The sequence below is a fragment of the Actinokineospora sp. NBRC 105648 genome, assembly GCF_030269645.1.
Lineage (GTDB): Bacteria > Actinomycetota > Actinomycetes > Mycobacteriales > Pseudonocardiaceae > Actinokineospora.
On record NZ_BSTR01000015.1, the window covers coordinates 81399 to 102464 of the forward strand.

The following is a 21066-nucleotide window of genomic DNA, read 5'->3' on the forward strand; positions in this document are numbered from 1 at the left end:
GTGAAGAGCACTTCCCGCAGAACCCGAGTCCTCGCCGCGGGCGCCACCGCGTTATCCCTCGTCGCGGCCGTCGCCGGCTGCTCCCGCGCGGAGTCGTCGGACCCGGCCCCCGCCGCGGGCGCCAGCACCGACAAGGGCCCGGCCGCCGAGCTGCGGTTGGGCTACTTCCCCAACGTCACGCACGCCTCGGCGCTGATCGGCCTGGAGAAGGGCCTCTTCGCCAAGGAGCTGGGCGGGACCAAGCTGGTGCCGACCAAGTTCAACGACGGCCCGACCGAGGTCAGCGCGTTCCTCGGCGGTTCGCTGGACGCGGGCTTCATCGGCTCCGGCCCGGCGATCAACGCCTTCGCCAAGTCCAACGGCGAGGCCGTGCGGCTGGTCGCGGGCGGCACCTCCGGTGGCGCGCAGCTGGTCACCACCGCCGACATCACCAAGCCCGAGGACCTGGTCGGCAAGACCGTGGTCACCCCGGCGCTGGGCAACACCCAGGACGTGTCGCTGAAGAAGTGGCTCTCCGAGAAGGGCCTCAAGGACAAGGTCCAGGTGACCAACCGGGAGAACGCGCAGACCCTCGACGCGTTCAAGAAGGGCGAGGTCCAGGCGGCCTGGCTGCCCGAGCCGTGGTCCTCGCGGCTGGTGCTCGACGCGGGCGCCAAGGTCCTGCTCGACGAGAAGGACCTGTGGAAGGACGGCAAGTTCCCGACGACCGTCCTGCTGGTGCGCACCCAGTTCCTGCGCGACCACCCGAAGACGGTCGAGGCGCTGCTGCGCGGGCTGCTCGCCTCGAACGACTACGCCAAGGCCAACGAGGCCGACGCGAAGACCGCGGTGAACAAGCAGCTCGAGGCGCTGACCGGCAAGGGCCTGGCGGCCGCGGTGATCGACCGGTCGTTCACCTCGATCTCGCTCAACCCGGACCCGCTGGCGAGCACCTTCCCGCAGCTGGCCAAGGACGCGGTCACCGCGGGTGTGGCCGACAAGGAGACCGCCCTCGCCGGCTTCGTCGACCTGAGCGCGCTCAACGCCGTGCTCAAGGCGGCGGGCAAGCCGGAGGCCGACGCGGCGGGGCTGGACAAGAAGTAGCAGGGGACACCGAGGAAGGCAGGCGAATGACCATGACCGCCACACTCGAAGCCACGGAGACGGCCGTCCGGTTGACCGGCGTCCGCAAGACATTCGGGCACGGCAACCGGGCCGTGACGGCGCTCGACGGGATCGACCTGCGGGTCGCGCCCGGCGAGTTCGTCTGCCTCCTCGGTGCGTCCGGCTGCGGCAAGACCACAGTGCTCAACCTGATCGCCGGGTTGGACGAGCCCTCGTCGGGCAAGATCGAGCTGACCACCTCGCGCCCGGCGGTGATGTTCCAGGAGGCCGCGCTGATGCCGTGGCTGACCGCGGCGCGCAACGTGGAGCTGCCGCTGCGGCTGGCCGGCGTGCGCAAGGCCGACCGCGAGACCCGCACCCAGGAGCTGCTCGACCTGGTGCGGCTCGGCGGGGTCGGCGACAAGCGCCCGCACGAGCTCTCCGGCGGTATGCGCCAACGGGTCGCGCTGGCCAGGGCGCTGGCCTCGGCGCTGGACGGCAACCGCGGTGAGGCCGCGTCGCTGCTGCTGATGGACGAGCCGTTCTCCGCGCTCGACGCGATCACCCGCGACGTGCTGCAGGGCGAGCTGCTGCGCGTCTGGCAGACCACCCGGACCGCGGTGGTGTTCGTGACCCACGACGTGCGCGAGGCCGTCCGGTTGGGGCAGCGGGTCGTGCTGCTGTCCTCCAAGCCGGGCCGGGTCGTGCAGGAGTGGTCCGTCACCGGGTTGACCGGTGCCGACGAGCTCGACGCCGTCGCCGAGATCAACGCCCGACTCCGCGAGGTGATCAGCAGCCATGCCGCGTGAGGTCCTCGACCCCGACAAGTCCACTGTAGACACCGCATCGGTCGAGGCCGGGCTGGACGCCCTCGACGCCCCACCCACCGGCAGCCGGTCGCGGCGCAACCTGTTCCGCGCGGTCGTCTCGCCGATCATCGCCATGGTGATCACCGTGGTCATCTGGCAGGTCCTGTGGTCGGCGGCGATCTGGCCGGAGTACCAGCTGCCCGCGCCACTCACGGTGGGCGAGCAGATCTGGAAGATCACCCAGACCGGTCAGGTCTGGGAGTTCCTCTGGGTCTCGGTGCACCGCGCGGTGATCGGCTTCCTGGTCTCGGTGGCGGTGGCCACCCCGCTGGGGCTGCTGCTGGCGAAGGTGCCGCTGGTCCGCGCGGCCATCGGCCCGCTGATCTCCGGTCTGCAGAGCCTGCCGTCGGTGGCCTGGGTCCCCGCGGCGGTGCTGTGGTTCGGCCTGACCGACGGCGCGATCTACACCGTGGTGCTGCTCGGCGCGGTCCCCTCGATCGCCAACGGCCTGGTCTCCGGCATCGACCAGATCCCGCCGATCCTGCCGCGGGTGGGCAAGGTGCTGGGCGCGGGCAGGCTCGACTCCGCGCGCTACATCCTGCTCCCGGCGGCCCTGCCGGGGTACCTGTCCGGTCTCAAGCAGGGCTGGGCGTTCTCCTGGCGGTCGCTGATGGCCGCCGAGCTGATCGCCACCTCGCCGCAGCTGGGCTTCGGCCTGGGCCAGTACCTGCACAACGCCATGTCGCTGTCGGACATGTCGATGGTGATGGCAGGCATCCTGCTCATCTTCCTGGTGGGCGTGGGCATCGAACTGCTGGTGTTCCGCCCGATGGAGAGCGCGGTGCTGCGCGCCCGCGGGCTTTCCGGGGCGCTGTAAGTGATCCCCCTCGTCGCCGTCGCGCACGGCAGCCGCGATCCGCGCTCGGCCACCACGGTGGGTGAGCTGCTGGCTGTCGTGCGCGACCGGCGACCCGGGTTGGCGGTCAAGGGCGCGTTCCTCGACCTGTCCACCCCCCGACTGCTCGACGTGCTCACCGCGCTGCACCGCGAAGGCCACCGCGAGGTCGTCGTGGCGCCGCTGTTGCTCGGCCGCGCCTTCCACGCCCGGGTGGACCTGCCCGCGCTGCTCGAGGAGGCCCACGAGCGGCTGCCGATGCTGCGCACCTCGGTCGCCGACGTGCTCGGCCCGGACCCCGGTCTGGAGGCCGCCGCGCTGCGCAGGCTGGCCGAGGTCGGCGTGCGCCCGGGCGCCCCGGGCGTCGGCGTCGTGCTGGCGGCCACCGGGTCCTCGCACGCGCCCGCCAACGCCCGGGTGCGGGCGATCGCCGAGCGGTGGGCGCACACCCAGGGCTGGTCCGGTGTCCGGGCGGCGTTTGCCTCGGCCGCCGACCCCGACGTCCCCTCCGCCGTGGCGGCGCTGCGGGCCAGGGGGGCGCGCCGGATCGCGGTCGCGTCCTACTTCCTGGCCCCCGGGCTGCTGCCGGACCGGGTCCGGGCGCAGGCGGGCACTGCGGCGGTCGTGGCCGAGCCGCTCGGAGCGGCCACCGAGGTCGCCGACGTCGTGCTCGACCGCTACGACCTGGCCAGCCAGGACCTCGGCGCCGCCCGCTCCGCCTGACCAGCCCACGGACTGGTCGAACCCCCCGCCCCGGGCGCCACCCGCGCCACCAGGATCGCCGCGGTTGGTGTTCCCAGCCGGTGGTCGACCTCGGCTCCCGCCCGACTCACAGCTCCAGGCCGCCCAGGTCCAGCACCGGGCGCACCTCGACGTGCCCGAACTCCGCGTCCGGCACCCTCGCGGCCAGCTCGACCGCGCGGTCGATGTCGGTGCACTCCAGCAGGTAGAAACCCGCCAGGTGCTCCTTGGTCTCGGCGAACGGGCCGTCGGTCACCAGCGTCCGGCCGTCGCGGACCGCGACGTGCCGGGCGGTGGCCGGGTCGGCCAGCCCCTCGGCCACCACCAGCTCGCCGCTGGCGGCCACCTCCTCGTGGAAGGCGGCGTGGCCGCGGCCCAGCGCGCGCCGCTGGTCCTCGGTCAGCTCGGCCCACTCGGCCACGAACGCCGGGTTGGAGTGGATCAGGATCATGTACTTCACACGGGCCTCCTCGTCCGGGAAGAGTCTTCACCCGGGATGTCGAGACCGCCGCGCCTGCTTCTACGTACCGGGTGACACTGGTTTCCCTGAGCACGAGGAGCTCCCCCATGACCGAGGCCGACATCCGCGCAGTCATCGCCGAGCAGGAGCGGGCGATGCGCTCGCGCGACGCCGCGGCGCTGATCGCGCGGTACACCCAGGACGTGGTCAAGTTCGACCTGGCGCCGCCGCTGGGCCGCAGCGGCGCGGCCGCCCGCGACGTCGAGGGCCTGCGCGCCTGGTTCGCGGGCTTCGACGGCGAGATCGACTTCGCGGTGACCCGCCTGTCGGTCGAGGTCGCGGGCGACCTTGCCTTCTGCCACAGCGTCAACCGGTTGGGCGCCACCCCAAAGGGCGCTCCCGGACCGTTCACGATGTGGTTCCGCAGCACGCTGTGCCTGCGCCGGGACGGCTCGGAGTGGCTGGTGGCGCACGAACACACGTCGACGCCGTTCCACATGGACGGATCGTTCCGGGCCGCCACCGACCTGCTGCCCGACGAGGCGCTGTCCGGTGAGTCTGCGTGATCCGCGTGGCCCTTGGCCGCGTGGACGGGAAGCCGCTCGTACCTAGTTGTACTTGGGTTTTCCGTCCGCGCGGCCAGGGGGCGCCCGGACGCAGGTAGCGAGTGCCGGACTCATCGGACCGCGCTAGCCGGGGGAACCTGACGACCACCCGTCGGTGGTCCGGGTGGCGGTGCGGGTCGTGGTCTGGGCCGTGTGGGTGGACCCGTTCGTCGGGCGGGGCCGGAGGCGGTCGCCTGTTCGGCGCAGGCGGCTCTGCGCCGTGTCGAGGACAGACGTCAAACGAACTGGTCGAACCAGTGGTGAATGTTTGACCAGACGGCCGAACGGAGCAACCCTGGGTGGGCCGCGCGGCTCCCACTCACCCACCACTCAGTCGAGGTGAACCCGATGAAGCCGACCTTGCGCCGAGCCCTGTCCATCGCCGCACTCGCCGTCCTGCCCGCCGTCGCCCTCGCCCCGGTCGCGGCCGCGACCACGGTCAACGTCAACTACGCCTGCCAGTCCACGGCCCTGGGCACGGCGTACACCTCCACCCTCACCCAGCCGATCGACATCACCGCGCCGTCCAGCGTCTCCTCCGGCGCCGCGTTCTCGATCGTGCTCGACCCGGGCGGCGCGGACGTGCCCGCCGACGTCGGCGGCTACGACCTGATCCGGGTGCAGGACCTGACGTTCAAGCTGCCGATCCCGGCCAACTCCACCTACGTCTCCAGCTCGCTCTCCGGTGGGGTGAACGTCGGCACGACCAGCCTGACCGTGGCCAGCGGGGTCGCCACGCTCACCGCCAGCGGGCCGGTCAGCGGCGGGAGCAGTTTCGAGCTGCCCACCATCACGCTGAACCTGACCGCGGGCGCGCCCGGGACGAGCGTCCAGACCACGCTCTACGGCACCAGCTACAGCAATCCCGGCCTGTCCGCGACCGGGGTCGTGCGGTTCCTGCTGTTCAACGTGAACGTGCCGTCCGCGTGCTACCCGAGTCCGAACCCGGCGATCACGACGACCGCCGTCGTGTGACCCACCCCGCAGGGCGCCCTCACCCGGCGCCCTGCGGTTTATACCCCCCAGGGGTATAGTCACCGGTATGGAACACGCACACCAGCAGGGTCTTTGGTCGCAAGCGTCAGCCGCGACCCTGCACTGCCTCACCGGTTGCGCCATCGGCGAGGTGCTCGGCATGGTCCTGGGCACCGCGTTCGGCTGGCACAACCTGACCACCGTGGTGGTCTCGATCGCGCTCGCCTTCGCCTTCGGCTACGCACTGACGATCAGGCCGATCCTGCGCGCGGGCCTGGCACTGCGCGCCGCGATCGGCGTCGCCCTGGCCGCGGACACCGTCTCGATCCTGAGCATGGAGATCATCGACAACACGGTCATGCTGACCATCCCAGGAGCGATGGACGCGGGCCTGGCCAACTGGCTGTTCTGGGTGTCGTTGGCACTCTCGTTCGTGATCGCCTTCGCGGTGACCGTGCCGGTCAACAAGTGGCTGATCGGCCGGGGCAAAGGTCACGCCGTGGTACACCAGTACCACCACTAGGGTCGGGCGCATGGCTGATGAACTGGTGCACTACGAGGTCAGCGCGGGAGTCGCCCGGGTAACCCTGGACTCACCGCACAACCGCAACGCCCTCTCCACCCAGCTGCGCGGGGAACTGCGCGACCACCTGGCCGCCGCGATCGCCGACGACGACGTCCGGGTGATCGTGCTCGACCACACCGGACCGGTGTTCTGCGCGGGCATGGACCTCAAGGAGGCGGGCGGCGCCTCGTCCTCGGCCCAGGGCGTCAACGAGTTCCCGGCCATCCTGGAGCAGATCTGGACCAGCCCGAAGCCGGTCGTGGCCAAGCTGGCAGGCCCGGCCCGCGCGGGCGGGGTCGGCATCGTCGCCGCCGCCGACATCGCGGTAGCGGCCGAGACGGCCACCTTCGCCTTCACCGAGGTCCGAATCGGAGTCGTCCCGGCCATCATCTCGGTGACCGTGCTCCCCCGCCTGCTCCCCCGAGCCGCACACGAACTCTTCCTCACCGGCGAACTCTTCGACGCGGAGCGGGCCGTCCGCATCGGACTGATCAACTCGGCAGTACCCGCCGACCGGCTCGACGCCGAGGTTGACCGCTACACCGGCATGCTCAGCCTCGGCGGCCCGACCGCGCTCGCCGCCACCAAGGAGATGCTGCGCAGGCAACGGCCGGACGAGATGTCCGCCGACTTCGCAGAGATGCTGAGCTTGTCGGCGGGGTTCTTCGCGAGCGCGGAGGGCCAGGAGGGCATCACCGCCTTCGCCCAGAAACGCAAGCCGAACTGGGTCCCGTAGAAATACCACCCCACATTCCCCAGAACCCTTCCTTTACCCCGAGACCCAATTTTCTAATCTCTAATCTTTAATCTCTAAATGCCGAGCCCGCTGGTACGCAAGACCCGTTACGTTTGTGCTCGATTGGGTGGACTGCCTTCGCGTGGGGGGAGAGCACCGCTAAACTTGCCGTGTGGTGGGGATGCCCTTCACCCGCCCTTTCTTCACCACCGCGGTGCTCTAGGGGCCCCACGCGAAGGCAGTCCAGCCAATCGAGCCCCGCTCTTACTTGGGCAGCTCGTGGGGTGTGCCGCACACCGACCTACGGTCGACCGTCTTCGATGGCTCATCGCTGGGGCTGCCCGAGGAAAAGATACGGGGCTCGATCTAGTGAACTCGCTTCGTGCGGGGCCCCTAGAGCACCGCGGTGGAGAGAAAAGGGCAGGGTAAGGGCATCCCCACCCACGGCAAGTTTAGCGGCACTCTCCCCCCACACGAAGCGAGTCCACTAGATCGAGCATCCGTAACGGGACTTGCGTACCAGCGTGGTCGGCCTCACCGCTGCGGTTACTGTGGGACGGGATTCGCTTGGGTGCTGGTGGGGTCGGCCTATCCGCTACGGTTCACTGGGGGGGGCGGGACTCGCTTAGGTGCCAGCAGAGTCGGCCTGTCCACTGCGGTTCACTGGGGGGGGCGGGATTCGCTTAGGTGCCAGCAGAGTCGGCCTATCCGCTGCGGTACCAACGAGGTCGGGATCTAGGGCTTGCCCTCGGCCAGCACGACAGTCAGTGAGCGGTCCGGGTCGGCGAAGCCCTCTACGGCGTCGTCGAATACCTCGCGGATCGCTCGGTAGCCCGCTGGGTCGGCGTGCGCGAGTACCTCAGGGTGGGTCCAGATCACCACCACCTCGCCCGCGGGTAGCCAGGACAGGTCGACCAGGCAGTCGTAGAGGCCGTCCAAGTTGTGGCCGAACCAGCGCGGGAACGACAGGGCTGCGGCGAGCGCGGTGTACATCGCCCGTTTGCTGCGGACCTTGGTGCCGTCGACCACGTACTCGGTCATCGGTCGGTGTCCACGACGACGAAGGACCCGTAGTGGTCGCCGGTGTAGAACAGTTCGTGGGCGGCACCGGTGACCAGCCGGCGCGGGCCGCGGTCGGGGCTGCCTGGGGTGGGCACGGTGTACTCCCGGTAGTAGCCGGACTTCTGCTGGGGCAGCAGTCGTTCACGGTTCTCGAACGGCACGCCGTCGTTGCGCGGGTAGGGGAAGGGGCCACCCCGCTCGATCAGCCGCCAGGTGACCAGGGCCTGCTGCGGTAGCTCGGACAGCGCGCTGACGGCCAGGCCGGACGCTGTCCCCGGCACGGTAGCGCTCGCGCGGGCCGTGGTCGTGCCACCGGGCCTGGTCGTCGTGCCGGACTTGGTGGCGGGGCTGGGCGGGGTCGTGGCGGAGGCCGACACCGAGGGGGTCGGCGGGGTCGCCGAGTCCCGCTGGGCCTGCCGTTGCGCGAGCCAGCCCGCGACCACCAGCAGGACGAGGCCGACCAGCGCGGCCGTGATGCGTTTGCGCGAACCCACCCGATCAGCCTACGAATCGGGGTCGGCGCCCGGGCGCGACCCCAGTGGCGTCTCGTCGCGAGCGGGACCGAAGCGGGCCGACGCGTAGTCCACGACCCGGTCGATGAACCAGGCCAGCACCACGCACACCGGCAGCAGGATGGCCATGACCAGGGCGAACTGCAGCGGGAACGAGAGCTGGATCAACCACAGCTCCACGTCGTTCCACCAGTCCGAAAGCCCCTGCAGCACGGACCCGAGAGTAGACCTAGACCACTTCCGCGGGGCGCGGGGCGTCGGGCGTGGCTAAGTTCAGGGACATGTTCGCCGTCTACGCCACCGAGCCCAGCCCGGACGACCCGCTGGCCGCGCTGGCCGCGGGCGACCGGCCCGAACCCGAGGTGCCCGCCGGGTTCGTGGCGGTCACGGTCAAGGCCGCCAGCCTGAACATGCACGACCTGTGGACCCTGCGCGGGGTGGGCATCAAGGCCGACCGGTTCCCGATGACCCTGGGCTGCGACGGCGCCGGTGTGCTGGCCGACGGCACCGAGGTGGTGCTGCACTCGGTGATCAGCGACCCCGACTGGTACGGCGACGAGACCCTGGACCCGAAGCGCACGCTGCTCACCGAGCGGTTGCAGGGCACCTTCGCCGAGACCGTGGTGGTCCCCGCGCGCAACGTGCTGCCCAAGCCCGCGGGCCTGAGCTTCAGCGAGGCCGCCTGCATGGGCACGGCCTGGCTGACCGCCTACCGGATGCTGTTCGTGAAGTCCGGCCTGCGCCCCGGGCAGACGGTGCTGGTGCAGGGCGCCTCCGGCGGCGTGTCCACCGCGCTGATCACCCTCGCGCACGCCGCGGGCCTGCGCGTGTGGGTCACCGGCCGGACCGAGGAGAAGCGCGCCCTGGCGAAGAGGCTGGGCGCGCACCAGGTCTTCGAGTCCAACGCCCGGCTCCCCGAACGGGTCGACGGGGTGTTCGAGACGGTCGGCAAGGCCACCTGGGAGCACTCGATGCGCTCGCTCAAGCCGGGCGGGGTCATCGTGGTGTCCGGGTCCACCAGCGGCCCCGACCCGAGCGCCGACCTGCAGCGGCTGTTCTTCCTGCAGCTGCGGGTCATCGGCGCCACCATGGGCACCCGAGACGAGCTGGGCGACCTGCTGTCGTTCTGCGACCTCAAGGGGATCCGCCCGCTCATCGGGGCGGAGCTGCCGCTGGAGCGGGCCCGTGAGGGCTTCGAGCTGATGCTCGCGGGCGACACGGCGGGGAAGATCGTCTTCACCCGCTGAGCCCTTGGCGGCCGGGCTCCCCCTTGTTTCCCTGCTTCCCCTACGCCAAGTGTGACTACGGGCTGTATCTGCTTGTCAAGGCGGGAGAGATGCCTTGACAAGCAGATACAGCCCGTGTTTTGGCTGCGTATGGGATGCAGGGGCGGGAGTGGTCAGCGGGGTGGGGTTTGTGGGCGGCCTGCGGGATGCGTAGTGGGGGGTCGGTGGGGGCGGATCGTCGGGGGGTGGGTCGTGGGAGGTCGGTCGGCCGGGGCGGGGGTGGGTCGGCGGGTGTGAACGGCGGGTGGGTATAGGGGCGGTCGGCTGGGGTTGGAGTGGCCGGGAGTGGTGAGCCCCAGATGGGCGAACGCTCAAGCGGCGTCGAGGCGGTCCTGGAACTCGTCGACCAGTGGCCAGGTCGCCTGGCGCGCGGCTCGGCCGGTGAGCACACCGAGGTGCCCGCCCGGGGCGGTCTCGAACCGGACCTGCGCGGCCTCGGGCAGCAGGTCCACCAGCTTGCGCGCGGCCTTGACCGGGGCGATCGCGTCGGACTCCCCCGCGATCACCAGGGTCGGCTGCTTGACTCGGTCCAGGTCGATCTGGCGGCCCGCGAGTGTGAGGGTGCCCTCGGCCAGGCTGTTCGCGCGGAAGAGCTGGTGGTAGAGCTGGGCGACGGTCCGGCCGGGGTAGGCCACCATGTTCGCGGTGAACCGCTCGACGGCCTCCAGCTGGGCGAGGAATTCCCGGTCGCCGAGGTTCCTGGCGATCGCGAGTGGCTTGGTGATCTGCTTGTCCAGGGCGCTGACCTGGAACGCCCGCCGCACCAGGGGTGCCGGGATGCCGCCGAAGGCGCGGTAGAGCGGGGTCAGGGCGTGCCCGCCGGTGGCGTTGACCAGGGGGCGCAGCGGCGCGATCAGCGGGATCGCGGTGACGTCGAACGGGCTGGCGATCACCGTCAGCGAGGCGATCGGCCAGGCACCCATCCGGGCCGCGGTGAGCACGGACATGATCCCGCCGAGGCACCAGCCCACGACGTGCACGGGTTTACCACCGGAGTGCTCGTGCGCCGTGGCAACGGCGTTGGGGAGCACCTCGTCGACCCAGTGTTCCAGGCCGAGGGCGCGGTCGTTGAAGGTGATCTCGCCATACTCGACGGAGTACGTGGGTCTGCCGCGGCCGACCAGGTGCTCGACCACGCTGCAGCCGCGCCGCAGGTCGAAGCACGAGTCGGGAACGGCGAGTGGGGGCACCAGCAACGTCGGGTTGCCGGTGGGCGCGACGCCGTCGGGCAGGTGGTAGGCGAAGACCGAGCGCGTCCGCCCCTCGTCGAGGAGGGTGCGGGGGACGGGGCGGTAGTCCGCCAGCCCGCCGAAGAGCCAGCGGTGCGCCACGTTGGCCACGGCGTTCTGGATGGTGTCCAGGGTGAGCATCTCGACCCCCTCGCTTAACTACTTTTGAGTAGTAAGCCCGAAGGGGTGGCCGGATCCCACTGCCTGTGGGCAAGGGCACTACTTCCCGAACCGCGCCGCCAAGGCCGTGGCCGCCTCCCGCGCCTGGGCGTCGAGCCTGGCCAGGACATCGGCGACCGGCTCTTCGCCTGCGAGGGAGTACGCCTGGCCCGCCCACAGCGACATGGCCTCGGGATCGCCCGCCTGGCCTGCCGCGGCGCGGATCGGCCGGGTGAGGTTGTGCAGGTTGGGATACGCACTCGGCGCCGCTGGGTGGTCACCCATGAACCGGTTGACCAGCCCTCGGGCCGGGCGTCCGGTGAAGGCCCTGGTAAGCGCGGTCTCCCGGCCACCCGCGGCCAACGCCGCCCGGTGTGCGGCAGGGGTGCCCGCCTCGGGGCAGCGGAGGAAGGCTGTGCCGAGTTGAGCGGCGACGGCCCCGGCGGCCAACACGGCGGCGACATCGGCACCGTGGGTGAGCCCACCTGCGGCGATCAGCGGCAGTCCAGTGGCGGCACCCACGAGACGAAGAGCAGGCAGCAAGTCGTAGAGCGGGGCACCGCCGGGGTGAGCGGGGTCGTCCCGGAACACGCTGCGGTGCCCACCGGCAGCGCCGCCCTGCACGCACAACACATCGGCCCCGAGGTCGGCGGCGGCCCGCCCCTCGTCCGGCGTGGTGACGGTGATGACGACCAGCGCGCCACCGTCCTTGAGCTTGCGCACGTCCTCGGGCCGGGGAAGCCCGAACGCGAAGGAGACAACCGGCACCCCGGCCGCCACGACAACATCCACCTTCGCGGCGAAGTGGTCGTCGTCCCACGCCGCCGCTCCGGGCTCGACCCCGTAGCGCAGGGCATCGGCGCGAACCTGTTCGCGATACCCGCTCAAGTCCTCAGTGGACTGGGAGCTGGGGGCGAAGATGTTGACCCCGAACGGCTTCCGGGTGATCTCACGCGTCTGCTCGATCTGCAGGCGCAACGCGTCCGCGGTCAGCGAACCCGCGGCGAGGAACCCGAAGGCCCCCGCCTCAACGGCCCCGGCGACCAGGGCGGGCGTACTGGGCCCACCGGCCATGGGAGCGACGATGACCGGTACCGCGAGATCGTTCAGCACACGCGCGACCGTACCCCGACACCCACCAAGCCGGCGGCGCCGCCAACCCGCACTCGGTCGCCACCACCGCGCGACGCCAAGCCCGCCCACGCCAACACGGTGATCGAATTCCACTCAGCCGAACGCCGGCGCCATCAGCCGCCGCAGCCGCCACCACCGCCGCAGCTGCTCCCGCTGCTGCAACTGCTTCCGCTGCTGCAGCTACTCCCGCTGCTGCAACTGCTGCTACCGCTGTCGGTCCACGAGCTGCTGGACGAGTTCGCCGCGGACGGCACGTGCTGGGCGAAGATCGCGCCGAGTTCCTCGTCCGGGTAGGCGACCAAGCCGTAGAGGGCGACCGGGGCGAGAACACCGATGCCGAACAGGCCGGCCGCCGCCATCCCCCCGCCGGTGCGGGGTGTGCTGCTGCGGGCGCGGGCCAGCGCCGCGAGGCCGTAGCGGGTGGGCTTCTGCCGGACCGTGCCGAGGCAGATCCGAGCGATGAGCCACACCAGCAGCGTGGCGGGCAGGGACAGCGCGAGGTAGGTGACCGGCCGCTCCAGCGAGATGCCGTTGACCAGTCGGACCACGCCCACGACGAAGATCACGCCGAGGAGCCAGTGCACCTTGCGGATGGCCCGGCCGCGGCCGGAGGTCAGGTAGCCGCGCTGGACGAGTCCCTCGGTGAGCCGGTTGGCGAGGTCGCTACCGCGGAAGCCGAGTGTCCCGCGCGAGGTGAGCCGGTGCGATGAGCCGAGCTTGCTGAGCACCTGCGCCTGCACCTGGTCGGCGGGCGACCCGGTCCCGGTGGGCGTGGCCACCCCGGACCGGCTGACGCGCAGCGCTCCCCGGGCGACGAGACCGGCCACCGCCGTGTCCTCGACGCGGGTGGGCCCGCCCGCCAGCATCGCCAGCTCGTAGCTGTCGAGCTGACCGCTGTCCCGGGCCGCCTGCCCGTTCCCCATCCGGGTGGCGAACGCGACGATGACCACCAGGAGGAAGACGGCGGCGACCGCCACCCAGTAGATCTGCAAGAAGACCGGGCCGGACAGGCCCCACGGTTCGTCCATCGACCTCTCCTCACCCGCGCGCGACGCGCCCAGTGTGCAACACGATCGTGTGATCGACGCGCACTTTCCGACCAGCCGTTACATTCCCCGCATGTTCACCGTGGACGACGCCGTACGCATCGCCCGAGCGGCCCACGACGGCCAACTCGACAAATCCGGCAACCCGTACATAACCCACCCCCTCCGCGTGATGCGCGGTGTGCACACCGACCACGAGCGCATGACCGCGGTGCTGCACGACGTCGTCGAGGACACCCCGGTCACCCTCGACGACCTGCGCGCCCAGGGCTGCCCGGACGAGGTCGTGGCCGCCGTCGATGCCATCAGCAAACGCCCCGACGAGTCCCAACCGGACTACCTGACCCGGGTCGCGGGCAACCCCATCGCCCGCGCGGTCAAGCACGCCGACATCGCCGACAACTCCTCCCCCGCCCGACTGGCCCAGTTGGACGCCCCGACCCGGGAACGGCTGCGGGCCAAGTACGCCGACGCCCTCGCCTTCCTGGCCCGCCACTGACCAACTGCACACCCACCTGTCCGGGTTGACCCGCCCCGACCCGCCTGACCCCACGCCACCAAGGACGCCCACCGCCACCGGTGGTTGCCCCGCGCACGCCCCCCCGTCGACAGGCAAACCCACCGACACCAGGACGACACAGCTCCGGCGACGCCGGACACGGACCGCGTCCACCAACGCCCCTCCCGACGCCCAGCACGCCCGACCAACCACCGGCCGAGGCCGTGCGCCAAGGCTGGGCCAACGCCGCGCAGGTCCGAGGATCCGTCGGACCAGAGCGCCACGCAGCACCACCGCGCACCAGGGGATCACTTCACCCCATCTCAGCGGAAAGCCTTGCCCCCCAACCTATTCACCCCCACCCGCTCGACTGTCCAATTCGGCCACTAACCGCTTCGGCGCCACCACCCGGTACGCCTGGTCGACGATCTCCCCCACCTCCGCCCAGTCCACCTCCACGTCCAGGTACACCCCCAGCCACCCCCGGTGCCCGACGTACGGCGGCCGGAAGAACCGCTCCGGGTCCTCGGCCACCATCTCCTCCTGCACGCCCGCGGGCGCCGCGCACCAGAACCCGACGCGGTCGTCGTGGTGGTGGTTGGAGTAGTTGACGAACACCTTCTTGTCCCGCACGAACCAGGTCGGCTCGCCGTGGCTGACCCGCTCGGTCGCCTCCGGCATCGCCAGGCAGATCGCCCGGAGCCGCTCCAGTGGATCACCCTTCATCGCCCTCGCCCTTCCCTTGTGGACCCGACCGGGAAAGAATCCCGCACAGCGCGAGACCGCGCATCGAGTTGTCCACAGGGAGCGGCACACGTGAGCGAGCAGGCAGCGGGAACCTTCACCATCGACCTGTGGGACCCGCAGGACCCCTACGACGACCAGGACGGCGTCACGCTGGGCCGCACCACGATCCGCAAGGTGTTCGACGGCGACCTGCTCGGCACCAGCGAGGTGCAGATGACCAGCGTGATGGCCGCGGCCAGCGGCTCGGCGGCGTACGTGGCCCTGGAGAAGGTGCACGGCACGCTCGGCGGTCGCAAGGGCAGTTTCGTGCTGCGGCACGCCGCGACGGCGAGCGAGGCCGGGCAGTCCTCGGAGATCACCGTCGTCCCGGGCACCGGCACCGGGGACCTCACCGGCCTGGTGGGCACCTTCGTGATCACCAAGACCGATGCCGGCCACACCTGGACGTTCGACTACACCCTGGGCTGAGACGGAGACTGAGACCGGGGCCCAGGGCGGGCCGCTACTTCTTGCCCTTGCCCTTGTCGGACCCCTCGTCGGTGGACAGCGCGGCCACGAAGGCCTCCTGCGGCACCTCGACGCGGCCGACCATCTTCATCCGCTTCTTGCCTTCCTTCTGCTTCTCCAGCAGCTTGCGCTTGCGGCTGATGTCACCGCCGTAGCACTTGGCCAGGACGTCCTTGCGGATCGCGCGGATGGTCTCGCGGGCGATCACCCGGGAGCCGATCGCGGCCTGGATCGGCACCTCGAACTGCTGCCGGGGGATCAGCTCGCGCAGCTTGGTGACCATCCGCGTGCCGTAGCCGTAGGCGGAGTCGCGGTGCACGATCGCGCTGAACGCGTCGACCGCCTCCCCCTGCAGCAGGATGTCGACCTTGACCAGCTCGGCGGCCTGCTCGCCGGACTCCTCGTAGTCCAGCGAGGCGTACCCGCGGGTGCGGGACTTCAGCGCGTCGAAGAAGTCGAAGATGATCTCGCCGAGCGGCATCGTGTAGCGCAGCTCGACCCGGTCCTCGGACAGGTAGTCCATCCCGCCGAGCTGGCCGCGCTTGCCCTGGCAGAGCTCCATGATCGCGCCGATGTAGTCGCTGGGGGCGATGATGGTGCACTTGGTGACCGGCTCGTAGACCTCGGAGATCTTGCCGACCGGCCAGTCCGACGGGTTGGTCACCGTCTGCTCGCTGCCGTCGTCGAGCCCGACCCGGTAGACCACGTTGGGCGCGGTGGAGATCAGGTCGAGCCCGAACTCGCGCTCCAGCCGGTCGCGGGTGATCTCCAGGTGCAGCAGGCCGAGGAAGCCGCAGCGGAAGCCGAAGCCCAGCGCCGCGGAGGTCTCCGGCTCGTAGTCCAGGGCGGCGTCGTTGAGCTGGAGCTTGTCCAGCGCCTCGCGCAGGTCGGGGTAGTCCGAGCCGTCCACCGGGTAGAGGCCGGAGTAGACCATCGGCCGCGGCTCGCGGTAGCCGGCCAGCGCGTCGGTGGCGCCCTTGCGCTCAGAGGTCACGGTGTCGCCGACCCGGGACTGGCGGACGTCCTTCACCCCGGTGATCAGGTAGCCCACCTCGCCGACCCCCAGGCCGACGCTGGGCTTGGGCTCCGGGGAGATGATGCCGACCTCGAGCAGCTCGTGCGTGGCGTTGGTCGACATCATCCGGATCCGCTCGCGCGGGGTGATCTTGCCGTCGACCACGCGGATGTAGGTGACCACGCCGCGGTAGGTGTCGTAGACCGAGTCGAAGATCATCGCCCGGGCCGGGGCGTCCGCGTCGCCCACCGGGGCGGGCACCTTCTCGACCACCTCGTCGAGCAGCTCGCCGACGCCGAAGCCGGTCTTGGCCGAGACGCGCAGCACCTCGTCGGGCTCGCAGCCGATGATGTGCGCGATCTCGGCGGCGTACTTGTCCGGGTCGGCCGCGGGCAGGTCGATCTTGTTGAGCACCGGGATGATCTGCAGGTCGCGGTCGAGCGCCATGTAGAGGTTGGCCAGTGTCTGCGCCTCGATCCCCTGCGCGGCGTCGACCAGCAGCACCGCGCCCTCGCAGGCGTCGAGCGCGCGGGAGACCTCGTAGGTGAAGTCGACGTGGCCGGGGGTGTCGATCATGTGCAGGACGTGCTCGGAACCGTTGACCACCCAGGGCAGGCGCACGTTCTGCGCCTTGATGGTGATGCCCCGCTCGCGCTCGATGTCCATCCGGTCGAGGTACTGGGCGCGCATCGCTCGGGCCTCGACCACGCCGGTGATCTGCAGCATCCGATCGGCCAGGGTGGACTTGCCGTGGTCGATGTGCGCGATGATGCAGAAGTTCCGGATCTGCTCCGGCGACGTGAAGGTCGTGTCAGCGAACGTAGCCACTCAGGTCCTCGCATGGTCATAAGGGGTGAGTCCATCGTCCCATGCCCGCCCAGCCGGAATGCGCCCGCGCCCTGCGGCGTTGGGCGCTGACATGCGCATCGAGATCTGGTCGGACGTCGCCTGCCCGTGGTGCAACATCGGCCGCGCCCGGCTCCAGCGGGCGCTGGAGCGCTTCGAGCACCCCGTGGACGTGCGGTGGCGCAGCTTCGAGCTGGACCCGACCAGCCCACCCGACGACGGCCTGGCCCGCGAGATGCTGGCCCGCCGCAAGGGGCTCGCGCCCGAGCAGGTCGCCGAGCTCACCGCCCATGTGACGCAGGTCGCGGCCGAGGACGGGCTGGTCCTCGACTTCGACCGCGTGCGCGCGGGCAACACCAACCCCGCCCACCAGCTGCTGCACCTGGCCGCCGAGCACGGCGTGCAGGACGAGCTCAAGGGCCTGCTGTTCCACGCCCAGTTCACCGACGGCCTCGCGCTGGCCGACGAACGGGTGCTGTTCGACCTGGTCGAGCGGGTCGGCATCGACCGCGCGGTGGCCGAGCACGCCCTGCGCGAGGGCACCTACGCCGACGCCGTGCGGGCCGACCAGCGGGAGGCCGCCGAACTGGGCGCCACCAGCGTGCCGTTCTTCGTGGTCGACCGCCGCTTCGCGTTCGCGGGCGCGCAGCCGGTCGAGCTGATCGTCGAGGTGCTGGAGAAGGCCTGGGCCGAGCTCACCCCCACCGGGTGAGCCGAGTTCTGGTCAGTTCACAGAGCGCCTGGACCATTGCCCTGTATATACCCCCTCAGTAATGTTCGATCGGTGGCGACCACCTTCACCGTGCTGGCCGAACCCACCCGACGACGCATCCTCGACCTGCTGCGCGAGCAGCCCAGATCGGTCGGCGAGCTGGTGACCGAGCTCGGCCTGACCCAGCCGGGCACCTCCAAGCACCTCAAGGTGCTGCGCGAGGCGGGCCTGGTGCGGGTGCGCCGGGACGCCCAACGCCGCTGGTACGAGCTGCGCGCCGAGCCGCTGGCCGAGGTCGACAGCTGGCTCGCGCCCTACCGGGCGCTGTGGTCGGGCAGCCTCGACCGCCTCGAACGGCACCTGGACTCGATGGACTGACAACGCCCGACTAGGGCGCCCGCGAGTCCAAGCGCATGGGGTGCTCGGCCGGGACCTCGACGAGCGCGATCCGCACGCCGTCCGGGTCGGTGATCCACGCCTCGCGCAGTCCCCAGGGCTCCAGCTTCGGCCCGTGCTCGGGTGTCACGCCGCGCTCCCCCAGTTCGGCGACGGTCGCCGCGACGTCGCGCACCTGGAGCCACAGCGCGACGTCGGCGCCGGGGCCGACGTCGCCCTGACCGGACAGCTCCAGGTAACCGCCGCCGAGGAAGAACACCGTGCCGCCGGGGAACTCCCGGAAGACGGCGAGCCCCAAGACGTCGCGGTAGAAGGACAGCGACCGCTCACGGTCACGCGGACGGATGATGACGCGACTGCTGAGGAACTCCACCGCACTGTCCTACCGGTCTTTGGCGGTCGGCGCGACTACGCTCCCGCACCGTGCGAACCTCTCCGGACGACCCACGCCCCGCCCGCGGCACGGTCTGGCAGGTGCCGACCAGCGACCGCCCGGACGCCGTGGCCTACGCCCCCGACCTCGACGGCGAAGCCGACCCCGGCGAGATCGTCTGGGCCTGGGTGCCCTTCGAGGACGACCCCGAGCGCGGCAAGGACCGACCGCTGCTGGTCGTCGGCCGCACCGGCGACACCCTGCGCGCGCTGATGCTCTCCAGCAAGGCGCCGCACGAGTGGGAGCGCGCGGACTGGCTGGAACTGGGCAGCGGTGGCTGGGACCGCGACGGCCGGGTGTCCTACCTGCGCCTGGACCGGCTGTTCGGCCTCGGCGAACGCGACCTCCGCCGCGAGGGCTCGATCCTGGCCGAGGACGCGTTCAGCCGCGTCGCCGAGACCCTGCGCGCCCGGTACGGCTGGAGCTAGGCCGGCCGGGCCACCACGTCCTTGGTGCGGTGCATGCGCGCGGCCGTGTTGAGCAGGCAGAGGACCACCATCACCACGACGAGCACCCAGAACACCGCTGTCGGCCACTCGTGGTGCTCGGCCAGCTCGTAGGTCTCCTTGGTCGCGATCAGCAGCCCGCCGAGGCCGACGAAGAGCCAGGCGGTGGCCTTGTTGATGAAGGTCACCAGGACGTCGATCTGCTCGGCGGACAACGCCGCCATGAACGCCTTGCGGTAGGCCCGGTTGACCTTCCGCTGCCGCCAGTACCGGACCGGCGGCAACAACCACCACCACGGCGACACCCTCGGCACCGGGCCCGCGTCCTGCATCGCGGCCGCCAACTGGTCGCGTTCGACGTCTTGCTCGTGCAGCTCCAGCGCGGCCTGGTACACCGGTCCGGCGACCAGCAACCACGCGCCGAAGAACCCGCACCAGGCGATGAGCGTGTGCACGTGGCCGAACGCTAGTACCTGGCGGTCCAGCGGAAAAAGTGATATCACTTTGCTAGATCCAAGCTAGCCAGGGAGGAACCCGTGAGCACCACCGCCGCACCCGAGGACTTCGACCGACCGCTGCTGCCCACCCCGCACACCCGCGAGAAGCCCGCGTTCGGGGCCGCCGGGCTGCCCATCGCGACCGGGGCGCTGGTGATCGGCCTCGGCGGCCTGGCCCTGGTCGGCTACGGCTTCGCCGCGCTCGCGGAGGAGGTGGCGAGCAGCCACACCACCGCCGTCGTCGCCGTCGTGGCGGGCGCGCTGCTCTTCGTCGGCGCGGCGATCACGCTGCGCGGGCTCACCATGGTCTCGCCCGGCCAGGCGCGGGTGATCCAGTTCCTGGGCAAGTACGTGGGCACGGTGCGGCTCGACGGGCTGCGCTGGGTCAACCCGTTCACCACGCGCAACCCGGTCTCGACCAGGATCCGGAACCACGAGACCGCGGTGATGAAGGTCAACGACGCCGACGGCAACCCGATCGAGATCGCCGCGGTGGTCGTCTGGCAGGTGCAGGACACCGCCCGCGCGGTGTTCGAGGTGGACAACTTCACCGCGTTCGTCGGCATCCAGACCGAGACCGCGGTGCGGCACATCGCGACGACCTACCCCTACGACGCGCACGGCAGCGACGCGGAGTTCTCCTTGCGCGACAACGCCGAGGAGATCACCCAGCGGCTCTCCGCCGAGATCGCCGCCCGGGTCGAGGCGGCCGGGGTGGGCGTCATCGAGTCCCGGATCACGCACCTGGCGTACGCCCCGGAGATCGCGGGCGCCATGCTGCGCAGGCAGCAGGCGGGCGCGGTCGTGGCGGCCCGGCAACGGATCGTGGAGGGCGCGGTGGGCATGGTGGAGCTGGCCCTGGAGCGGCTGGCCGCGCGCGAGGTCGTCGAGCTCGACGAGGAGCGCAAGGCGGCCATGGTCAGCAACCTGCTGGTGGTGCTGTGCAGCGACCGCGAGGCGCAGCCCGTCGTCAACGCCGGGTCGCTCTACCACTGATGGCCGAACGCAAGAAGGTCTTGCTGCGCCTCGACCCCGCGGTGCACGACGCGGTGGCCCGGTGGGCGAACGACGAGCTGCGCAGCACCAACGCGCAGATCGAGTTCATGCTCCGCCGGGCCCTGGCCGAGGCGGGCAGGCTGCCCGAGGTCGCGGGCGGACTCCCCAAACGGGGCCGACCCCGCAAGGAGGAAGAGGCCGCGGACTGACCCCTGGTCGCGGACTGTTACTCTTGCGCGTCGCGCCGTACGGCACTCCGCCCTGGAGGAGACCTGCACGGCAGGGCCACGCGGGACCACTCTCGACGGTCCCCCACCCGCGGCGCGACGATCCGGACTCGACACGAGGAGTACACGCATGGCGAACATCAAGTCCCAGATGAAGCGGATCAAGACGAACGAGAAGGCGCGGCTGCGCAACAAGTCCGTCAAGTCCTCGGTCAAGACCGCGATCCGCAAGTTCCGCGAGGCCGCCGAGGCCGGCGACAAGACCAAGGCCCAGGAGCTGCTGGCGGTCGCGAGCCAGAAGCTGGACAAGGCCGCGGGCAAGGGCGTCATCCACGCCAACCAGGCCGCGAACAAGAAGTCGGCCATGGCGCTGCGGGTCAACAAGATCGGCTGACCACACCACTTCCGGCGGCGCCGTCCCCCTGCGGGGACGGCGCCGCTGTCGTGT

General features: G+C 70.9%; 28 protein-coding genes. 17 read left to right on the forward strand and 11 right to left on the reverse strand.

The features are described from left to right. From QSK30_RS15960 to QSK30_RS15975, 4 genes are read left to right on the forward strand one after another with little or no spacing between them, the layout of a single operon-like run. On the forward strand, positions 1-1083 hold the full coding sequence (locus tag QSK30_RS15960) for an ABC transporter substrate-binding protein (RefSeq protein ID WP_285503582.1): 1083 nt from the start codon (positions 1-3) through the stop codon (positions 1081-1083). A 32-nt stretch (positions 1084-1115) separates the two neighbouring features. After that, positions 1116-1892 carry an ABC transporter ATP-binding protein gene (locus QSK30_RS15965; protein WP_285503584.1) on the forward strand — a complete coding sequence of 259 codons (777 nt, stop codon included), beginning with the start codon at positions 1116-1118 and terminating at the stop codon, positions 1890-1892. Continuing rightward, entirely contained in the window at positions 1882-2769 is an 888-nt protein-coding gene (locus QSK30_RS15970; protein ID WP_285503586.1) for an ABC transporter permease, read from the forward strand. Before QSK30_RS15965 ends, QSK30_RS15970 begins: the two co-directional genes overlap by 11 nt. A 3-nt stretch (positions 2770-2772) precedes the next feature. Further along, positions 2773-3510 carry a sirohydrochlorin chelatase gene (locus QSK30_RS15975; protein WP_285503669.1) on the forward strand — a complete coding sequence of 246 codons (738 nt, stop codon included), beginning with the start codon at positions 2773-2775 and terminating at the stop codon, positions 3508-3510. Positions 3511-3616: 106 nt separating this feature from the next. Here the strand turns inward: QSK30_RS15975 and QSK30_RS15980 are convergent, their stop codons facing one another. Next, the gene (locus QSK30_RS15980) at positions 3617-3979 is read right to left on the reverse strand and encodes a YciI family protein (protein ID WP_352231581.1); all 363 of its coding nucleotides are present in this window, start codon (positions 3977-3979) and stop codon (positions 3617-3619) included. Between the two features lie 116 nt (positions 3980-4095). Between QSK30_RS15980 and QSK30_RS15985 the strand changes: the two genes are divergently transcribed. The 4 genes from QSK30_RS15985 to QSK30_RS16000 all read left to right on the forward strand — a co-directional run bounded on the left by QSK30_RS15985 (position 4096) and on the right by QSK30_RS16000 (position 6869). Further along, positions 4096-4554 carry a YybH family protein gene (locus QSK30_RS15985; RefSeq protein ID WP_285503588.1) on the forward strand — a complete coding sequence of 153 codons (459 nt, stop codon included), beginning with the start codon at positions 4096-4098 and terminating at the stop codon, positions 4552-4554. Between the two features lie 387 nt (positions 4555-4941). Continuing rightward, positions 4942-5568, forward strand: coding sequence for a cyclase (locus QSK30_RS15990; RefSeq protein WP_285503589.1), 627 nt, complete (start codon positions 4942-4944; stop codon positions 5566-5568). A gap of 67 nt (positions 5569-5635) precedes the next feature. Next, a complete protein-coding gene (locus tag QSK30_RS15995) occupies positions 5636-6091 on the forward strand; it encodes a DUF4396 domain-containing protein (protein ID WP_285503590.1) in 456 nt (151 codons plus the stop codon). A 10-nt stretch (positions 6092-6101) separates the two neighbouring features. Continuing rightward, positions 6102-6869 (forward strand): enoyl-CoA hydratase family protein, encoded by a 768-nt coding sequence (locus QSK30_RS16000; RefSeq protein ID WP_285503591.1) that lies wholly within the window; start codon positions 6102-6104, stop codon positions 6867-6869. Positions 6870-7604: 735 nt separating this feature from the next. Here the strand turns inward: QSK30_RS16000 and QSK30_RS16005 are convergent. Genes QSK30_RS16005 through QSK30_RS16015 form a run of 3 tightly spaced genes read right to left on the reverse strand, consistent with a single transcriptional unit; the run spans position 7605 to position 8656 of the window. Continuing rightward, entirely contained in the window at positions 7605-7910 is a 306-nt protein-coding gene (locus QSK30_RS16005; RefSeq protein WP_285503594.1) for a barstar family protein, read from the reverse strand. Continuing rightward, positions 7907-8425 carry a guanyl-specific ribonuclease gene (locus tag QSK30_RS16010; protein WP_285503595.1) on the reverse strand — a complete coding sequence of 173 codons (519 nt, stop codon included), beginning with the start codon at positions 8423-8425 and terminating at the stop codon, positions 7907-7909. Before QSK30_RS16010 ends, QSK30_RS16005 begins: the two co-directional genes overlap by 4 nt. 9 nt (positions 8426-8434) lie before the next feature. Next, on the reverse strand, positions 8435-8656 hold the full coding sequence (locus tag QSK30_RS16015; RefSeq protein ID WP_285503596.1) for a hypothetical protein: 222 nt from the start codon (positions 8654-8656) through the stop codon (positions 8435-8437). Between the two features lie 68 nt (positions 8657-8724). Here QSK30_RS16015 and QSK30_RS16020 point away from each other — a divergent pair, with 68 nt between their 5' ends. Then, positions 8725-9690: a zinc-binding dehydrogenase gene (locus tag QSK30_RS16020; protein WP_285503670.1), complete on the forward strand. Its 966-nt coding sequence runs from the start codon at positions 8725-8727 to the stop codon at positions 9688-9690. Between the two features lie 350 nt (positions 9691-10040). Here QSK30_RS16020 and QSK30_RS16025 read toward each other — a convergent pair whose 3' ends face one another. The 3 genes from QSK30_RS16025 to QSK30_RS16035 all read right to left on the reverse strand — a co-directional run bounded on the left by QSK30_RS16025 (position 10041) and on the right by QSK30_RS16035 (position 13279). Continuing rightward, a complete protein-coding gene (locus QSK30_RS16025) occupies positions 10041-11099 on the reverse strand; it encodes an alpha/beta fold hydrolase (protein WP_285503598.1) in 1059 nt (352 codons plus the stop codon). A 78-nt stretch (positions 11100-11177) separates the two neighbouring features. Continuing rightward, positions 11178-12230 (reverse strand): nitronate monooxygenase, encoded by a 1053-nt coding sequence (locus QSK30_RS16030; RefSeq protein ID WP_285503600.1) that lies wholly within the window; start codon positions 12228-12230, stop codon positions 11178-11180. Between the two features lie 134 nt (positions 12231-12364). Then, positions 12365-13279: a TIGR04222 domain-containing membrane protein gene (locus tag QSK30_RS16035; protein WP_285503602.1), complete on the reverse strand. Its 915-nt coding sequence runs from the start codon at positions 13277-13279 to the stop codon at positions 12365-12367. A gap of 91 nt (positions 13280-13370) precedes the next feature. On the opposite strand from QSK30_RS16035, the gene QSK30_RS16040 reads away from it, so the two are divergent. After that, positions 13371-13796 carry an HD domain-containing protein gene (locus tag QSK30_RS16040; RefSeq protein WP_285503603.1) on the forward strand — a complete coding sequence of 142 codons (426 nt, stop codon included), beginning with the start codon at positions 13371-13373 and terminating at the stop codon, positions 13794-13796. A gap of 348 nt (positions 13797-14144) precedes the next feature. On the opposite strand, the gene QSK30_RS16045 is transcribed toward QSK30_RS16040, so the two are convergent. Further along, a complete protein-coding gene (locus QSK30_RS16045; RefSeq protein WP_285503604.1) occupies positions 14145-14522 on the reverse strand; it encodes an MmcQ/YjbR family DNA-binding protein in 378 nt (125 codons plus the stop codon). Positions 14523-14612: 90 nt separating this feature from the next. Between QSK30_RS16045 and QSK30_RS16050 the strand changes: the two genes are divergently transcribed. Beyond that, positions 14613-15011: a DUF3224 domain-containing protein gene (locus QSK30_RS16050; RefSeq protein ID WP_285503606.1), complete on the forward strand. Its 399-nt coding sequence runs from the start codon at positions 14613-14615 to the stop codon at positions 15009-15011. Between the two features lie 34 nt (positions 15012-15045). On the opposite strand, the gene lepA is transcribed toward QSK30_RS16050, so the two are convergent. Next, positions 15046-16893 (reverse strand): translation elongation factor 4, encoded by a 1848-nt coding sequence (gene lepA, locus QSK30_RS16055; RefSeq protein WP_285503608.1) that lies wholly within the window; start codon positions 16891-16893, stop codon positions 15046-15048. Between the two features lie 91 nt (positions 16894-16984). Here lepA and QSK30_RS16060 point away from each other — a divergent pair, with 91 nt between their 5' ends. Together QSK30_RS16060 and QSK30_RS16065 are read left to right on the forward strand one after the other, a co-directional pair. After that, positions 16985-17623 carry a DsbA family oxidoreductase gene (locus tag QSK30_RS16060; protein ID WP_285503609.1) on the forward strand — a complete coding sequence of 213 codons (639 nt, stop codon included), beginning with the start codon at positions 16985-16987 and terminating at the stop codon, positions 17621-17623. A 72-nt stretch (positions 17624-17695) separates the two neighbouring features. Further along, positions 17696-18001: an ArsR/SmtB family transcription factor gene (locus QSK30_RS16065; RefSeq protein ID WP_285503610.1), complete on the forward strand. Its 306-nt coding sequence runs from the start codon at positions 17696-17698 to the stop codon at positions 17999-18001. A gap of 10 nt (positions 18002-18011) precedes the next feature. On the opposite strand, the gene QSK30_RS16070 is transcribed toward QSK30_RS16065, so the two are convergent. Then, positions 18012-18392 (reverse strand): VOC family protein, encoded by a 381-nt coding sequence (locus QSK30_RS16070; RefSeq protein WP_285503611.1) that lies wholly within the window; start codon positions 18390-18392, stop codon positions 18012-18014. Positions 18393-18442: 50 nt separating this feature from the next. On the opposite strand from QSK30_RS16070, the gene QSK30_RS16075 reads away from it, so the two are divergent. Beyond that, positions 18443-18880 carry a type II toxin-antitoxin system PemK/MazF family toxin gene (locus QSK30_RS16075; protein WP_285503612.1) on the forward strand — a complete coding sequence of 146 codons (438 nt, stop codon included), beginning with the start codon at positions 18443-18445 and terminating at the stop codon, positions 18878-18880. On the opposite strand, the gene QSK30_RS16080 is transcribed toward QSK30_RS16075, so the two are convergent. After that, entirely contained in the window at positions 18877-19353 is a 477-nt protein-coding gene (locus QSK30_RS16080) for a hypothetical protein (protein ID WP_285503614.1), read from the reverse strand. The two genes, QSK30_RS16075 and QSK30_RS16080, sit on opposite strands and share 4 nt — an antisense overlap. Positions 19354-19434: 81 nt before the next feature. On the opposite strand from QSK30_RS16080, the gene QSK30_RS16085 reads away from it, so the two are divergent. From QSK30_RS16085 to rpsT, 3 genes are all read left to right on the forward strand, one after another. Continuing rightward, positions 19435-20391, forward strand: coding sequence for an SPFH domain-containing protein (locus QSK30_RS16085; RefSeq protein WP_285503616.1), 957 nt, complete (start codon positions 19435-19437; stop codon positions 20389-20391). Then, a complete protein-coding gene (locus QSK30_RS16090) occupies positions 20391-20600 on the forward strand; it encodes a type II toxin-antitoxin system antitoxin (protein ID WP_285503618.1) in 210 nt (69 codons plus the stop codon). The genes QSK30_RS16085 and QSK30_RS16090 overlap by 1 nt, the downstream gene beginning before the upstream one ends. Positions 20601-20748: 148 nt before the next feature. Then, positions 20749-21012, forward strand: coding sequence for a 30S ribosomal protein S20 (gene rpsT / locus QSK30_RS16095; protein ID WP_285503619.1), 264 nt, complete (start codon positions 20749-20751; stop codon positions 21010-21012). Positions 21013-21066: the final 54 nt, after the last annotated feature.

Coding starts and splice junctions, on each gene's coding strand:
- QSK30_RS15965 (WP_285503584.1), top strand. CDS start 1,116: ATGACCGCCACACTCGAAGCCACGGAGACGGCCGTCCGGTTGACCGGC.
- QSK30_RS15970 (WP_285503586.1), top strand. CDS start 1,882: ATGCCGCGTGAGGTCCTCGACCCCGACAAGTCCACTGTAGACACCGCA.
- QSK30_RS15980 (WP_352231581.1), bottom strand. CDS start 3,979: ATGATCCTGATCCACTCCAACCCGGCGTTCGTGGCCGAGTGGGCCGAG.
- QSK30_RS15985 (WP_285503588.1), top strand. CDS start 4,096: ATGACCGAGGCCGACATCCGCGCAGTCATCGCCGAGCAGGAGCGGGCG.
- QSK30_RS15990 (WP_285503589.1), top strand. CDS start 4,942: ATGAAGCCGACCTTGCGCCGAGCCCTGTCCATCGCCGCACTCGCCGTC.
- QSK30_RS15995 (WP_285503590.1), top strand. CDS start 5,636: ATGGAACACGCACACCAGCAGGGTCTTTGGTCGCAAGCGTCAGCCGCG.
- QSK30_RS16000 (WP_285503591.1), top strand. CDS start 6,102: ATGGCTGATGAACTGGTGCACTACGAGGTCAGCGCGGGAGTCGCCCGG.
- QSK30_RS16005 (WP_285503594.1), bottom strand. CDS start 7,910: ATGACCGAGTACGTGGTCGACGGCACCAAGGTCCGCAGCAAACGGGCG.
- QSK30_RS16020 (WP_285503670.1), top strand. CDS start 8,725: ATGTTCGCCGTCTACGCCACCGAGCCCAGCCCGGACGACCCGCTGGCC.
- QSK30_RS16025 (WP_285503598.1), bottom strand. CDS start 11,099: ATGCTCACCCTGGACACCATCCAGAACGCCGTGGCCAACGTGGCGCAC.
- QSK30_RS16035 (WP_285503602.1), bottom strand. CDS start 13,279: ATGGACGAACCGTGGGGCCTGTCCGGCCCGGTCTTCTTGCAGATCTAC.
- QSK30_RS16040 (WP_285503603.1), top strand. CDS start 13,371: ATGTTCACCGTGGACGACGCCGTACGCATCGCCCGAGCGGCCCACGAC.
- QSK30_RS16045 (WP_285503604.1), bottom strand. CDS start 14,522: ATGAAGGGTGATCCACTGGAGCGGCTCCGGGCGATCTGCCTGGCGATG.
- QSK30_RS16060 (WP_285503609.1), top strand. CDS start 16,985: ATGCGCATCGAGATCTGGTCGGACGTCGCCTGCCCGTGGTGCAACATC.
- QSK30_RS16090 (WP_285503618.1), top strand. CDS start 20,391: ATGGCCGAACGCAAGAAGGTCTTGCTGCGCCTCGACCCCGCGGTGCAC.
- rpsT (WP_285503619.1), top strand. CDS start 20,749: ATGGCGAACATCAAGTCCCAGATGAAGCGGATCAAGACGAACGAGAAG.